Below are 13,647 nucleotides of genomic sequence, written 5' to 3' on the forward strand. Positions count from 1 at the left end.
GATCTTTGGCGTTCCAAAACCCTGTGGGAGCGAGCTTGCTCGCGATAGCGGCGTATCAGGCGACGGAGACCTCGCCTTCGCCCGCCAGCCGCCGATTCAACTGAAACCGCCAACGCACATACAACAACGCCGAGCAGAACACCGCCACGCTCGCCGCCATTTCCAGCACGCCGAACAGTTGCCGATTCGGGTCATAGGCTGCCAGTGCGCCCTTGATGAAATACAGGTTCACCACGAAGCACATCCACGAGTGTCCGCGGGCGCTGCCGGTGAGCATGCCGGGGGCGAGTATCAGCAGCGGCACCAGTTCGATCAGCAGAATCACCCAGGGGCGCGCGCCGTGCAGGTCGGCGATCAGCAGGTAGTAGGCGCTGAGCAACCCCACCAGGCCGAAAAAGCACAGCAGGCTGAGGGCGCGGGCGATGCGTACGCGCGGTTCCAGCCATTGGATCGAAGGCAGGATCTTCGGCTTCTTAGCCACGGCCGTTCTCCAGCAACAGGGCGGTTTTCGCCAGGCGCAAACCCAAGGCGCGACACAGGGCGACCTCATGTTCGTTCAAGCCGCTTTTGCCGTCGGCCCCGGCGTGATGGCTCGGTCCGTAGGGCGTGCCACCGCCCTGGGTGTCGATCAGGGCTGATTCGCTGTAGGGCAGGCCGGTGATCAGCATGCCGTGGTGCAGCAGCGGCAGCATCATCGACAGCAGGGTGGTTTCCTGGCCGCCGTGCAGGCTCGCGGTGGAGGTGAACACCCCGGCCGGTTTGCCCACCAGTGCGCCGGTCAGCCACAGGTTACTGGTGCCGTCGAGAAAGTACTTGAGCGGCGCGGCCATGTTGCCGAAACGGGTCGGGCTGCCCAAGGCCAGGCCAGCGCAGTTCTTCAGGTCATCAAGGCTGGCGTAGAGCGGGCCCTGTTCCGGGATGTCTGGCGAAACCGCTTCGCACTCGGCAGAAATGGCCGGCACCGTACGCAACCTGGCTTCCAGCCCGGCCTGCTCGACACCACGGGCGATCTGCCGGGCCATTTCGTTGGTGGAGCCACTGCGGCTGTAATACAACACCAGGATGTACGGCGTGGTCACGGCAGGATCTCCAGGATCTTCTCCGGCGGACGGCCGATCATGGCCTTTTCCCCGGCTTCCAGAATCGGCCGTTCCATGAGTTTCGGGTGGGCGGCGATGGCCGCGATCAACTGGGCTTGGCTCAGGCTTTCGTCGGCCAGGTTCAAGTCTTTGTATTCGTCCTCGCCGGTGCGCAGCAATTGCCGGGCGGTGATGCCGAGCTTGCCCAGCAGGCGTTCCAGGTGCGCGGCGTCGAGCGGGGTTTCCAGGTAGCGGACCACGGTGGGCGTCAGGCCACGGGCCTCCAACAGTTCCAGCGCACCGCGGGATTTCGAGCAGCGCGGGTTGTGATAAAGCGTCAGATCGGTCATGAGCGGGTCGCATCTTGCGTAAGGTGGCGGCTATTCTACTGTGCCGCGAAGCCCCTAGCACCTGAGAGAGGCGACGGGTCGCAGCAGCGTTCACATTCAGACAAGGATTGGCACATGGCAAGGCGATTGACGGCGGCACTGACATTCATCGGGATTTTGTTGCTCGCCGGTTGCGGGAACGACTACGGCGTGGACCAGAACGGCCAGGCCATTGCCTCGCAGCGGCTGGACAAACAATGGGTGGTGCTCAACTACTGGGCCGAGTGGTGTGCGCCGTGCCGTACCGAAATCCCGGAATTCAATGCCTTGGCCGAACAGCTCAAGGGGCGCAACGTCGGTGTATTCGGGGTCAACTTCGACCAGGTGCAGGGCGAAGAACTCAAGAGTGCCAGCGACAAGATGGGGATTCGCTTCACGGTGCTGGCCCGGGATCCGGCCGAGATCTTCGACCTGCCTCGCAGCGAAGGGCTACCGGTGACGTACATCATCGATAACCTGGGCAAGGTGCGCGAGCAGTTGCTGGGGGAGCAGACGGCGGCGGGGGTGATGGCCAAGCTTGAGGCGTTGCAGGCGCTGTAGGAGCTGTCGAGTGCAACGAGGCTGCGATCTTGTCCCAGACAATTGAATCTTGAGCGAAAGATCAAGATCAAAAGATCGCAGCCTTCGGCAGCTCCTACAGGGCAGTCCAGCGGTCAGCCTCAGCCCTCTTCCAGCCACCACCGCAGCGGCTTGCCCTGGGCCGGCCAGAAGCGTATCTGCTCGATGGGCGAGATGTCCCAGCGCTCGACCTTTTCCAGCGCCTGCAAGAAGCGCGTTTCTTGCTCCATCACCGCCGGGGCGCAGAGTTTGCGCGTGCTGCCGATCTTGCCGAAGCTCAAGCGGTGGCCCTCCTGGGTATAGGGCGCGAACCAGTGGTTGCAGCCGCCGTTGCCATAGGCACGACCGTCATCCCCAAGGGTGATGGTCAGGTGGCTGTAGTCCATCAATGGCCGCTCACCGATCCACTCCAGGATGTAGCTGCGGTTATGTTGCAGCTGCACAGGTTCAGCGGCACACCCCATCAGGCTCATGCCGATCGACGCGGACAGGGCCAAACGTTTCATCAGGCGGCTTCCTGGCATTTCGGGCACAGGTGTTTTTCACCCACGGTGGTCCAGCCCAGTTCGGCGATCCGTGCGGTGGCGGCCGGTTTCTGGGCCTTGACGCCGAGCTTGGCATCAACGGCGAATTCGAAGCTCAGTTCCTTGGCGCAGCTGTCGCAGTTGACCTGCCAGGTGTGGATCGCCAGTTCGCCGAACACCGGGCCGGTGGTCATGGCGGTCCATTGGCCCATGGGCTTGAGCAGGTGCCGCACGGTGTCCACGGTCAGGCGCATGGACAAGTCCTTGCTGCCCTTGAGCGTGACGAGCAATACATCGTTGGCCTGGATCGAACCGCCATTGCCGGTGACCTGGTAGCGGCCCGGCGCCAGTGCGCGGACTTCGGTCAAGGTGTGCTGCGGGTTCATCAGGGTGTAGCGGAAATCGTGTTCGGCCATGGGTCCTCCAAATAGGCGCGACATGCTAGCACGGGGCATGGCTTTGGATGGTCTCGATGGCGGGCACCTGGAGATCAGGCCGACGAAACTCCATCCCCTGTGGGAGCGAGCTTGCTCGCGATGGCTGTGTGTCAGTCAACATCGAGGCTGGCTGTGATACACCGCTATCGCGAGCAAGCTCGCTCCCACAGGGTTTGTGCTGGTTCAAGGGTTAGCTGTCCACCAGGTTTTGCGGCGTGCCGGCCGCCCAGGCGGCAATGTTGTCCAGGGTGGTCAGGGCAATCGCAGCCAAGGCTTCATGGGTCAGGAACGCCTGGTGGGCGGTGACGATCACGTTGGGGAAGGTCAACAGCCGGGCCAGCACGTCGTCCTGCAAGGGCAGGTCGGAGCGGTCCTTGAAAAACAGCTGGGCTTCTTCCTCGTAGACATCCAGGCCCAGGTAGCCCAGTTGGCCGCTTTTCAACGCCTCGATCAAGGCCGGTGTGTCCACCAGGCCGCCGCGCCCGGTGTTGATCAGCATCGCGCCGCGTTGCATCGCAGCAAGCGATTGGGCGTTGATCAGGTGTCGGCTTTGTTCATTGAGCGGGCAATGCAGGCTGATGATCTGCGCCTGCGCGAGCAGCTCCGCCAAGGGCAGGTAGCGGGCGCCCAAGGCTTCGACCTGCGGGTTGGGGTAGGGGTCGTAGGCCAGCAACTGGCAGCCGAAGCCGGCCATGATCCGTGCGAACGTCGCGCCGATCTGTCCGGTGCCGATCACCCCGACCGTCTTGCCCACCAGATCGAACCCGGTCAGCCCATGCAGGCTGAAATTGCCGTCCCGGGTGCGGTTGTAGGCGCGGTGCAGGCATCGATTGAGGGCCATGATCAATGCCACGGCATGTTCGGCCACGGCATGGGGCGAGTAGGCCGGCACCCGGACGATGCTCAAGCCCAGGCGCTGGGCGGCGAGCAGGTCGACGTGGTTGTAGCCGGCCGAGCGCAGGGCGATCAGCCGCGTGCCGCCTTCGGCCAACAGCTCCAGCACCGGGGCGCTGAGGTCATCGTTGATGAAGGCACACACCACTTCATGCCGTTCGGCCAGGGCCACGGTGTCGAGGTTCAGGCGGGCGGGCTGGAATTGCAATTGAAGGCCTGCGGGCGTCGGGGCCTGGGTGAAACTGTCGCGGTCGTAGGTCTGGCTGCTGAAAAAAATCACGCGCATGGCGGCCTCCTGGCAGAAAAAACAGGGCCGTAGGAGCTGTCGAGTGCAACGAGGCTGCGATCTGTACGCTGACAATTGAGTTGCAAGCGAAAGATCAAAAGATCGCAGCCTCGCTTCGCTCGACAGCTCCTACGGTCCGGGGTCGGAGCGTGGATTTTCAGTGATTCCGATTCCCGGGGTATTGCCCTGGATCAGGCGCTGATACGCGCCTCGCTGGCCAGGCGGTTGATGGCCCGCTCCAATTCTTCCAGGGCGGCGGCGGCCTTGGGGTCCTGTTGCTTGAGCAGGGTTTCGCTGCGCTGGCAGGCCGCCCGCAATTGCGGTACGCCGCAGTAGCGGGTGGCGCCGTGCAGGCGGTGGACGCGTTCGATCAGTGCGTTGTGATCGTTGGCCTCGCAGGCCTGGCGGATCGCTTCGCGGTCGGCTTCCAGGGAGGCCAGCAGCATCGCCAGCATGTCCGCCGCCAGGTCGGCCTTGCCGGCGGCCAGGCGCAGGCCTTCTTCGTGATCGAGCACCAACAGTTCGCTGCCGCCCGGGGCATCGCCGCTGCGCTCCGGTGACTGGTTGCGCAGGGCCAGGCCAGTCCATTTGAGCACCACCTGGGCCAGTTGCCGCTCGCTGATGGGTTTGGTCAGGTAATCATCCATGCCACTTTGCAGCAGGGCGCGCTTTTCGTTGGCCATGGCGTGGGCGGTGAGGGCGACGATCGGCAGCGGCGTGCAGTGCCGCTCGCTTTCCCACTGGCGGATCGCCTCGGTGCTCTGGCGACCGTCCATGCCGGGCATCTGCACGTCCATCAAGACCAGGTCGAAGGTTTCCTTCTGCACGGCCTTGACCGCCGCATAGCCACTTTCCACGGCCAGCACCTTGGCGCCCATGTCTTCGAGCAGGGTCTGCACCAGCAGCAGGTTGGCCGGGTTGTCGTCCACGCACAGCACTTTCGGGGCGCGGCTGGAAACCGGTTCGTGGGGTTCGCTGCGGGTCGGGCGCGGGTTGACCAGGTCGGAAAGCGCGCGGCGCAACTTGCGGGTGCAGGCCGGCTTGGCCTGGAGCTGGCTGTGAGGGTTGGGCACCGAGAGGTGGTACAGGGTCTGTTCGGTGGTGGGGCACAGCACGAGTACTTTGCAGCCCAGATGCTCAAGGTCCCAGATGTGTTGGTTGAGGCGCTCCGGTGGCATGTCGTTGCTGGTGATGCCCAGCACGGCCAGGTCGATCGCCTGATCGGTCTGGTGGGCGATGGTGATGCCGTTGGTCAAGCTTTCCAGGGTGTTGAACGGCGTCACTTGCAGGCCACAGTCTTCGAGTTGGTGCTGCAAGGCCTGGCGGGCCAGTTCGTGATTCTCCAGCACCGCTACACGCCGGCCCAGCAACGGCGGGCCGGGCAGGTCCTCGGCATCGTCACGGGTCTTGGGCAGGCGCAGGCTGATCCAGAACTCCGAGCCTTCGCCCGGTGTGCTGTCGACGCCGATTTCCCCGCCCATCTGTTCCACCAGGCGCTTGGAAATCACCAGGCCCAACCCGGTGCCCCCCGGTTGCCGCGACAGCGAGTTGTCAGCCTGGCTGAACGCCTGGAACAGCGCCCGCACATCCTGGTTGGACAGGCCGATACCTGTGTCCTGGATGCTGATGCGCAACTGCACGCTGTCTTCGTGCTCGTCTTCGAGCATGGCCCGGGCGACGATGGTGCCCTCGCGGGTGAACTTGATGGCGTTGCTCACCAGGTTGGTGAGGATCTGCTTGAGGCGCAGTGGATCGCCCACCAGCGACAGCGGCGTGTCCCGGTAGACCAGGCTCACCAGTTCCAACTGCTTGGCATGGGCGGCGGGGGCGAGGATGGTCAGGGTGTCTTGCAGCAGGTCGCGCAGGTTGAACGGAATGTTGTCGAGCACCAGCTTGCCGGCCTCGATCTTCGAAAAGTCGAGGATCTCGTTGATGATCCCCAGCAGGCTGTCGGCGGATTTCTCGATGGTGCCCAGGTAGTCGAGCTGGCGCGGGGTCAGTTCGCTTTTCTGCAACAGGTGGGTAAAGCCGAGGATACCGTTGAGCGGCGTGCGGATTTCATGGCTCATGTTCGCCAGGAACTCGGATTTGATCCGGCTCGCTTCCAGGGCTTCCTTGCGAGCCAGGTCCAGCTCGATGTTCTGGATCTCGATGGTTTCCAGGTTCTGGCGCACGTCTTCGGTGGCCTGGTCGATGCTGTGCTGCAATTCTTCCTGGGCGTTCTGCAAGGTACTGGCCATGCGGTTGATGCCCGAGGCCAGTTCGTCCAGCTCCTGGCTGCCCAGCGGCGGCAGACGGGTTTCCAGGTGACCGTCCTTGAGTTGCGCCACGGCCTGTTTGATCTGGCTCAGTGGGCGGTTGATCGTGCGGCCCATGCGCAGGGCCAGCAACGCGGTCAGGCACAGGCCGGCGCCGATCAGCAGCAGGCTGGCGAACAGGCTGCGATAGCCGCGCAGCAACATACCGCTGTGGGACAACTCCAGCTCGACCCAGCCCAGCAGGCGGTCGGCTTCTTCGGGAATCAGTTCGCCCGCCAGATTGCGGTGCTTGCCGAATACCGGCAGCAAGTAGCGCGTGGCGTCGTTGCCGGTGCGTTGCAGCAATTGCGTACTGTTGCCCTCCGGCGCCCGGTTGAGCATGGTCGGGCCGGCGTGGGCCAGCGGTATGCGGTCGGGGGCGAGGAAGGTTACGGCGCGCACGTCCGCCTGTTCGAGGGACTGGGTGGCGATGCGCTCCAGTAGATCGGTGTCCTGGCGGCTCATGGCCGGGGCGACCAGCGGCGCAAGTTGTTCGGCGATCATTTCACCACGTTGCAACAACTGGACGTGCAGCTCCGATTGCTGCATCCAGGTGAAATAGCCGCCCAGGACCAGCGCCATCAGGCTGGTTGGCAACAGGGTCAGCAACAGCACGCGGCCTTTGATTCCCAGTTTCTTGAGCACACTTGTCTCCTGCATCCAGCGTCTGATTGAGCGGTGCGCGCATCCGGCACGCATTACCTGCGCAGTGTAGCGATTTGCGGGCGGGCGATCTTCGTAAAATTCACAAGGCCATGGGGTTATGGTTTATGGAATCACCGTCAAGGAAGAACCGAGCACGCCCTCGGCTTTCGCTTCGCTTATTCCTATAAGCCATAACCCCCTTACTTTGCGTGATATGGCCTCGCCAGGTTTGCCGGTATGATAGGCGCCCCCGCAGTCCGGATTGCGAATACGCCATGACTCTGCAGTACCCAACCATCGCCGATTGCGTCGGCAACACTCCGCTGGTCCGTTTGCAACGCTTGCCCGGCGTGACCACCAATACGCTTTTGCTCAAGCTCGAAGGGAATAACCCCGCGGGTTCGGTCAAGGACCGGCCGGCGCTGTCGATGATCACCCGTGGCGAATTGCGCGGGCAGATCCAGCCCGGCGACACGCTGATCGAGGCGACTTCCGGCAACACCGGTATTGCCCTGGCGATGGCGGCGGCGATCAAGGGCTACAAGATGATCCTGATCATGCCCGACAACTCCAGCGCCGAGCGCAAGGCAGCGATGACGGCCTACGGTGCCGAGTTGATCCTGGTGACCCAGGAGGAGGGCATGGAAGGCGCCCGGGACCTGGCCGAGCGCATGCAGGCCGAGGGTCGTGGCAAGGTGCTGGACCAGTTCGCCAACGGCGACAATCCCGAGGCCCACTACACCACCACTGGCCCTGAGATCTGGCGCCAGACCGACGGCACCATCACTCATTTCGTCAGCTCGATGGGCACCACCGGCACCATCATGGGCACCTCGCGCTACCTCAAAGAACAGAGCCCGAACGTGCAGATCATCGGCCTGCAACCGATGGAAGGCTCGGCCATCCCCGGCATTCGTCGTTGGCCCGAGGAGTATCTGCCGAAGATCTACCAGGCCGAGCGCGTGGACCGCATCATCGACATGGCCCAGAGCGAAGCCGAGGACGTGACCCGTCGCCTGGCGCGCGAAGAAGGCATCTTCTGCGGCGTGTCTTCGGGCGGTGCCGTGGCGGGGATGCTGCGCCTGTCCAAGGAAGTTGAAAATGCGGTGATCGTCGCGATCATCTGCGACCGTGGCGACCGTTACCTGTCGACCGGCATTTTCGACGCGCCCAACTGATGGCCAAACAAGAAAGAGGCTTGCGCTTCCAGCCCAGCGGCGGAAGCCGGGCCCCGCAAGTGCCCACCGGTAAAAAGCAGCGCTTGACCATCGAGCGTCTGGCCAACGATGGCCGGGGCATCGCCTTTGTCGAGGGGCGCACCTGGTTTGTCATCGGCGCCCTGGCCGGCGAAGAAGTCGAGGCGCGGGTGCTCGGTGCCCATGGCAAAGTGGTCGAGGCGCGTACCGAGCGGGTGTTCCTGTCCAGTGAACTGCGTCGTGCGGCGCCGTGCATCCATGCCGGTCGCTGCGGCGGTTGCAGCGTCCAACATTTGCCCCATGACGAACAACTCGCCCTGAAACAGCGCATGCTCGCCGAGCAACTGTCGCGGGTGGCCGGGGTGGCGCCAGAGGAATGGGCAGCGCCGTTGAGCGGGCCGGAATTCGGTTATCGACGTCGCGCCCGGGTGGCGGTGCGTTGGGACCAGAAAGCGAAAAAACTCGAAGTCGGTTTCCGTGCCGTCGGCAGCCAGGACATCGTGGCCATCGGTGATTGTCCGGTGCTGGTACAGCCCTTGCAGCCGATCATGAGCCGCCTGCCGGAGATGCTGCGTCGCCTGAGCAAACCCCAGGCGCTGGGGCATGTGGAGTTGTTCGCCGGTTCGTCCCTCGCGGTATTGCTGCGCCACATGGCGCCGCTGTCGGAGGCCGACCTGACGATCCTCAAGGACTTCTGCGCGTTCCATGAAGCCCAGTTGTGGCTGCACGGTGAAGGTGAGCCGCAACCGGTCGAGCCTGGGCAGGCCCTGGGGTTTCGCCTGGATGCCTGGGACCTTGAGCTGGCGTACCGGCCCGGGGACTTCATCCAGGTGAACGCCGGGGTCAACGAGGCGATGATCGCCCAGGCCTTGCAATGGCTGGCACCGCGAACCGAGGAGCGGGTGCTGGATCTGTTCTGCGGCCTGGGCAACTTTGCCTTGCCGCTGGCCAAAAGCGTGCGCCAGGTGGTGGCTGTCGAAGGCGTGCAGACCATGGTGGATCGTGCGGCGGCCAATGCCGTCAGCAACAATTTGAATAACACGGCCTTTTTTCAGGCCGATTTATCCCAGCCTCTGGCTGATGCCGAATGGATCGGCGAAGGCTTTTCTGCGGTACTCTTGGACCCACCCCGTGACGGTGCTTTCGAGGTGGTGCGCAAACTGTCGTCCCTGGGTGCCAAACGGTTGGTCTATGTATCGTGCAACCCGGCAACTTTAGCCCGGGATACGGTCGAACTGATCAAGCAGGGCTACCGGTTAAAACGTGCCGGGATTCTCGATATGTTTCCTCAAACGGCGCATGTCGAGGCCATGGCGTTATTTGAAGCGAGCCAGGATGGCTTGTCCGACTGACCCGTTCGTGCCAACCCGCCACAGTCCTGGGCGAAAACACGGGCATGAAGGTCAGCGAAGTTGACGCATTGAATCTGCGTCGTAGGGAAGGTAAGTAAAGATGGTACAGGTGAGAGCACACCAGCCGATCAACACCGACGGCAGTATCAATCTCGAGGCTTGGCTCGATCATGCGGTCAGCGTCGACATGGCTCTGGATCGCGAAGCCTTGAAGGCCGCCTGCGAGTTCGCTCGTGAGGCGGAGCAGCAACATAATGCGGCGAAGAACCTGTGGTCCGAAGGCACCTCGAGTTTCCAGACGGGCCTGGAGATCGCCGAAATTCTCGCTGACCTCAAGCTCGACCAGGATTCGCTGGTGGCGGCGGTGCTGTACCGCGGCGTGCGCGAAGGGCAGATCCAGCTACCGATGGTCAGTCAGCGCTTCGGCACGGTGGTGGCCAAGCTGATCGACGGCGTGCTGCGCATGGCCGCCATCAGCGCCAGCCTCAGCCCGCGCCAGTCCATGGTGCTGGGCACCCAGGGCCAGGTGGAAAACCTGCGCAAGATGCTGGTGGCGATGGTCGACGATGTGCGCGTCGCGCTGATCAAGCTGGCCGAACGCACCTGCGCCATCCGCGCCGTGAAGTCTGCCGATGACGAAAAACGCAATCGCGTCGCCCGGGAGGTGTTCGATATCTATGCACCCCTGGCCCACCGTCTCGGCATCGGTCATATCAAGTGGGAGCTGGAGGACCTGTCCTTCCGCTACCTGGAGCCCGATCAGTACAAGCAGATTGCCAAACTGTTGCATGAGCGGCGCCTGGATCGCGAGCGTTTCATCACCGATGTGATGACCCAACTGCGCGAAGAGTTGCAGGCCACCGGCGTGGTAGCCGACATCAGTGGCCGGGCCAAGCACATCTACTCGATCTGGCGAAAAATGCAGCGCAAGGGCCTGGAATTCAGCCAGATCTACGACGTTCGCGCCGTTCGTGTCCTGGTCCCGGAAATGCGTGACTGCTACACCGCGCTGGGGATCGTCCACACCCTGTGGCGGCACATTCCGAAGGAGTTCGACGACTACATCGCCAACCCCAAGGAAAACGGCTATCGCTCGCTGCACACCGCAGTGATCGGCCCCGAGGGCAAGGTACTGGAAGTGCAGATCCGTACCCATGCCATGCACGAGGAGGCCGAGCTGGGCGTCTGCGCCCACTGGAAATACAAGGGCACCGACGTCAAGTCCGGGTCCAACCACTACGAAGAGAAAATCTCCTGGCTGCGCCAGGTCCTCGAGTGGCATGAGGAGCTGGGTGACATCGGCGGCCTGGCCGAACAGCTGCGGGTCGATATCGAGCCGGACCGGGTCTATATCTTCACCCCCGACGGCCACGCCATCGACCTGCCCAAGGGCTCGACGCCGCTGGACTTCGCCTACCGGGTCCACACCGAGATCGGCCACAACTGCCGTGGCGCCAAGATCAACGGGCGGATCGTGCCGCTCAACTACAGCCTGCAGACCGGTGAACAGGTCGAGATCATCACCAGCAAGCACGGTACGCCGAGCCGCGACTGGCTGAACTCGAACCTGGGCTACATCACCACCTCGCGGGCACGGGCGAAAATCGTCCACTGGTTCAAGTTGCAGGCTCGCGACCAGAACGTCGCCGCTGGCAAGACCCTGCTCGAGCGTGAGCTCGGTCGCCTGGGCCTGCCGCAAGTGGATTTCGACAAGCTGGCCGAAAAAGCCAACATGAAAACCGCCGAGGACATGTTCGCCGCCCTCGGTGCCGGCGATCTGCGCCTGGCGCAGTTGGTCAACCTGGCCCAGCAACTGGTGGAGCCGGAGCGGGGCAACGAGCAACTGGAGCTGATCCCGCGCAAGGCCACCGGCTACAAGCCAGGCAAGCGCGGCGATATCCAGATCCAGGGCGTGGGCAACCTGATGACCCAGATGGCCGGCTGCTGCCAGCCATTGCCGGGGGATGCGATCGTCGGCTACATCACCCAGGGCCGTGGTGTGAGCATTCACCGCCAGGACTGTGCCTCGGTGCTGCAACTGTCCGGTCGCGAGCCGGAGCGGATCATCCAGGTCAGTTGGGGCCCGGTGCCGGTGCTCACCTACCCGGTGGACATCGTCATCCGCGCCTACGACCGATCCGGCCTGCTGCGTGACGTGTCCCAGGTGTTGCTGAACGAGCGGATCAACGTGCTGGCGGTCAACACCCGTTCGAACAAGGAAGACAACACCGCGCTGATGTCCCTGACCATCGAGATTCCGGGGCTGGATGCGCTGGGGCGGTTGTTGGGGCGGATTTCCCAGTTGCCGAACATCATCGAGACCCGGCGTAACCGGACGCCGGGGTGATCCCTAACCACTAATGTGGGAGAAAGCCTGTGGGAGCAAAGCTTGCTCGCGATAACGGTGGGTCAGCCTCTATATAGGTTGGGTCCACAGCCCCAATCGCGAGCAAGCTTTGCTCCCACAGGCTCTCTCACCACAGGCTGCTCCTATGGATTATTTCCCACAGGGCTTTGTGTGATGAGACGGATTTAATGTACAGCCTTGAAGACCTGCTCCACCTGATGAACCGCCTGCGGGACCCGCAGTACGGCTGCCCGTGGGATATCCAGCAAACCTACGCGACCATCGTCCCTCATACCCTGGAAGAAGCCTACGAAGTGGCCGATGCCATCGAGCGCGGCGACTTCGATCATTTGCAGGGCGAGTTGGGCGACCTGTTGTTCCAAGTGGTGTATTACAGCCAACTGGCCCGGGAAGAAAACCGCTTTGAGTTCGCCGGCGTGGTCGACAGCATCACCCGCAAGTTGATCCGCCGTCATCCCCATGTGTTTCCTACCGGTGACCTGTATGCGCCTGTGGATATCCCGCGCCTGAGCGAAGAGCAGGTCAAGCAGCGCTGGGAAGAAATCAAGGCAGAGGAGCGGGCCGAGAAAGCCGCTGCGCCCGAGCAGTTGTCGTTGCTCGACGATGTGCCGGGGGCGCTGCCGGCGTTGTCCCGTTCGGCGAAGTTGCAGAAGCGTGCGGCTCAGGTCGGTTTCGACTGGCCAGGCCCGTTGCCGGTGCTCGACAAAGTCCGGGAGGAATTGGACGAAGTGCTCGAAGCCATGGCCGACAACGATCCGGTGGCCATCAGCGACGAGATCGGCGATCTGCTGTTCAGCGTGGTGAATCTGGCTCGCCACCTCAAGGTCGACCCGGAAACCGCCCTGCGTGGCGCCAACGGAAAGTTCGAGCGGCGGTTCCGATTTATCGAACAGGCATTGCGCGACACCCACCGTCCCATGGAAGATTGCACCCTCGAAGAGTTGGACGCCTTGTGGGGCGAAGCCAAACGTCAGGAAAAGAATTTGCCCAGCTGTGGCTGAGGCCGTTGCCTAAGTGAGTAAGCACCATGAGCCTTTCCCTTCGCGACCAGTTGCTCAAAGCAGGGCTGGTCAACCAAAAGCAGGCCAAGCAGGTCGGCAAAGAGAAACAGAAGCAGCAACGCCTGGCCCATAAAGGCCAGATCGAACTGGATGACTCCCAGCAGCGTGCCGCCCAGCAAGCTTTGGCCGAGAAGGTCAAGCGCGACCAGGAACTCAACCGTCAGCAGCAGGAAAAGGTCGAGCAGAAAGCTCGGGCCGCGCAGATCAAGCAATTGATCGAGGTCTCGCGCCTGCCGAAGCTGACCACTGAGGACTATTACAACTTCGTCGACGACAAGAAGGTCAAGCGCATCTCGGTCAACACTCTGATGCGCAACAAGCTGAGCAGTGGCTCGCTGGCGATTGTCCACCATGCCGGCGGCTACGAAGTGATCCCGCGCGAGGCGGCCCTGAAGATCCAGGAACGCGACCCCCTGCGCATCGTCCAGCTCAACACCCAGACCGAAGAAGTGGATGCCGATGATCCGTACGCGGCGTATCAGATTCCTGATGATTTGATGTGGTAAGCAGGGCTGTAAGCTAAACGCACAACCTGGAGCATCTGCAGAGGTCTCCAGAAAA

At 62.8% G+C, this 13,647-nt stretch carries 13 protein-coding genes; 6 read left to right on the forward strand and 7 right to left on the reverse strand.

Annotated elements, in window-relative coordinates; genetic code table 11:
- Positions 1-55 precede the first annotated feature (55 nt).
- From AB4Z20_RS20500 to arsC, 3 genes are read right to left on the reverse strand one after another with little or no spacing between them, the layout of a single operon-like run.
- Positions 56-481 carry a DUF2069 domain-containing protein gene (locus AB4Z20_RS20500; RefSeq protein ID WP_214509567.1) on the reverse strand — a complete coding sequence of 142 codons (426 nt, stop codon included), beginning with the start codon at positions 479-481 and terminating at the stop codon, positions 56-58.
- Positions 474-1,079, reverse strand: coding sequence for an NAD(P)H:quinone oxidoreductase (gene wrbA, locus AB4Z20_RS20505; protein ID WP_003204695.1), 606 nt, complete (start codon positions 1,077-1,079; stop codon positions 474-476). Before wrbA ends, AB4Z20_RS20500 begins: the two co-directional genes overlap by 8 nt.
- Positions 1,076-1,429: an arsenate reductase (glutaredoxin) gene (gene arsC, locus AB4Z20_RS20510; protein ID WP_018610326.1), complete on the reverse strand. Its 354-nt coding sequence runs from the start codon at positions 1,427-1,429 to the stop codon at positions 1,076-1,078. Before arsC ends, wrbA begins: the two co-directional genes overlap by 4 nt.
- A 114-nt stretch (positions 1,430-1,543) precedes the next feature.
- Between arsC and AB4Z20_RS20515 the strand changes: the two genes are divergently transcribed.
- Complete coding sequence (locus AB4Z20_RS20515; protein ID WP_253477261.1) at positions 1,544-2,008, forward strand: TlpA disulfide reductase family protein; 465 nt, start codon at positions 1,544-1,546, stop codon at positions 2,006-2,008.
- Positions 2,009-2,127: 119 nt separating this feature from the next.
- Here the strand turns inward: AB4Z20_RS20515 and AB4Z20_RS20520 are convergent, their stop codons facing one another.
- The 4 genes from AB4Z20_RS20520 to AB4Z20_RS20535 form a co-directional block, all read right to left on the reverse strand.
- Positions 2,128-2,532 (reverse strand): META domain-containing protein, encoded by a 405-nt coding sequence (locus AB4Z20_RS20520; RefSeq protein ID WP_253477258.1) that lies wholly within the window; start codon positions 2,530-2,532, stop codon positions 2,128-2,130.
- On the reverse strand, positions 2,532-2,966 hold the full coding sequence (locus AB4Z20_RS20525; RefSeq protein ID WP_024619740.1) for a hypothetical protein: 435 nt from the start codon (positions 2,964-2,966) through the stop codon (positions 2,532-2,534). The genes AB4Z20_RS20520 and AB4Z20_RS20525 overlap by 1 nt, the downstream gene beginning before the upstream one ends.
- A 211-nt stretch (positions 2,967-3,177) precedes the next feature.
- Complete coding sequence (locus tag AB4Z20_RS20530) at positions 3,178-4,167, reverse strand: 2-hydroxyacid dehydrogenase (protein ID WP_253477255.1); 990 nt, start codon at positions 4,165-4,167, stop codon at positions 3,178-3,180.
- 191 nt (positions 4,168-4,358) lie between these two features.
- Positions 4,359-7,109, reverse strand: coding sequence for a response regulator (locus tag AB4Z20_RS20535; RefSeq protein ID WP_253477252.1), 2,751 nt, complete (start codon positions 7,107-7,109; stop codon positions 4,359-4,361).
- Between the two features lie 275 nt (positions 7,110-7,384).
- Between AB4Z20_RS20535 and cysM the strand changes: the two genes are divergently transcribed.
- The 5 genes from cysM to AB4Z20_RS20560 all read left to right on the forward strand — a co-directional run bounded on the left by cysM (position 7,385) and on the right by AB4Z20_RS20560 (position 13,592).
- Positions 7,385-8,287 carry a cysteine synthase CysM gene (cysM, locus tag AB4Z20_RS20540; RefSeq protein WP_442090500.1) on the forward strand — a complete coding sequence of 301 codons (903 nt, stop codon included), beginning with the start codon at positions 7,385-7,387 and terminating at the stop codon, positions 8,285-8,287.
- A complete protein-coding gene (rlmD, locus tag AB4Z20_RS20545; protein WP_442090501.1) occupies positions 8,287-9,657 on the forward strand; it encodes a 23S rRNA (uracil(1939)-C(5))-methyltransferase RlmD in 1,371 nt (456 codons plus the stop codon). The genes cysM and rlmD overlap by 1 nt, the downstream gene beginning before the upstream one ends.
- A 100-nt stretch (positions 9,658-9,757) precedes the next feature.
- Entirely contained in the window at positions 9,758-12,004 is a 2,247-nt protein-coding gene (gene relA, locus AB4Z20_RS20550; protein WP_442090502.1) for a GTP diphosphokinase, read from the forward strand.
- 188 nt (positions 12,005-12,192) lie between these two features.
- On the forward strand, positions 12,193-13,026 hold the full coding sequence (gene mazG / locus AB4Z20_RS20555) for a nucleoside triphosphate pyrophosphohydrolase (RefSeq protein ID WP_063324752.1): 834 nt from the start codon (positions 12,193-12,195) through the stop codon (positions 13,024-13,026).
- A gap of 26 nt (positions 13,027-13,052) precedes the next feature.
- Complete coding sequence (locus AB4Z20_RS20560; protein ID WP_214509576.1) at positions 13,053-13,592, forward strand: DUF2058 domain-containing protein; 540 nt, start codon at positions 13,053-13,055, stop codon at positions 13,590-13,592.
- Positions 13,593-13,647: the final 55 nt, after the last annotated feature.

Origin of the sequence: Pseudomonas sp. KB_12, from assembly GCF_052114545.1 — a bacterium.
GTDB lineage: Bacteria > Pseudomonadota > Gammaproteobacteria > Pseudomonadales > Pseudomonadaceae > Aquipseudomonas > Aquipseudomonas brassicacearum.

Excerpts from the sequence above, each read along its gene's own strand:
- arsC (WP_018610326.1), bottom strand. The coding sequence starts at position 1,429 with ATGACCGATCTGACGCTTTATCACAACCCGCGCTGCTCGAAATCCCGC.
- AB4Z20_RS20515 (WP_253477261.1), top strand. The coding sequence starts at position 1,544 with ATGGCAAGGCGATTGACGGCGGCACTGACATTCATCGGGATTTTGTTG.
- AB4Z20_RS20520 (WP_253477258.1), bottom strand. The coding sequence starts at position 2,532 with ATGAAACGTTTGGCCCTGTCCGCGTCGATCGGCATGAGCCTGATGGGG.
- AB4Z20_RS20525 (WP_024619740.1), bottom strand. The coding sequence starts at position 2,966 with ATGGCCGAACACGATTTCCGCTACACCCTGATGAACCCGCAGCACACC.
- AB4Z20_RS20530 (WP_253477255.1), bottom strand. The coding sequence starts at position 4,167 with ATGCGCGTGATTTTTTTCAGCAGCCAGACCTACGACCGCGACAGTTTC.
- cysM (WP_442090500.1), top strand. The coding sequence starts at position 7,385 with ATGACTCTGCAGTACCCAACCATCGCCGATTGCGTCGGCAACACTCCG.
- rlmD (WP_442090501.1), top strand. The coding sequence starts at position 8,287 with ATGGCCAAACAAGAAAGAGGCTTGCGCTTCCAGCCCAGCGGCGGAAGC.
- relA (WP_442090502.1), top strand. The coding sequence starts at position 9,758 with ATGGTACAGGTGAGAGCACACCAGCCGATCAACACCGACGGCAGTATC.
- mazG (WP_063324752.1), top strand. The coding sequence starts at position 12,193 with ATGTACAGCCTTGAAGACCTGCTCCACCTGATGAACCGCCTGCGGGAC.
- AB4Z20_RS20560 (WP_214509576.1), top strand. The coding sequence starts at position 13,053 with ATGAGCCTTTCCCTTCGCGACCAGTTGCTCAAAGCAGGGCTGGTCAAC.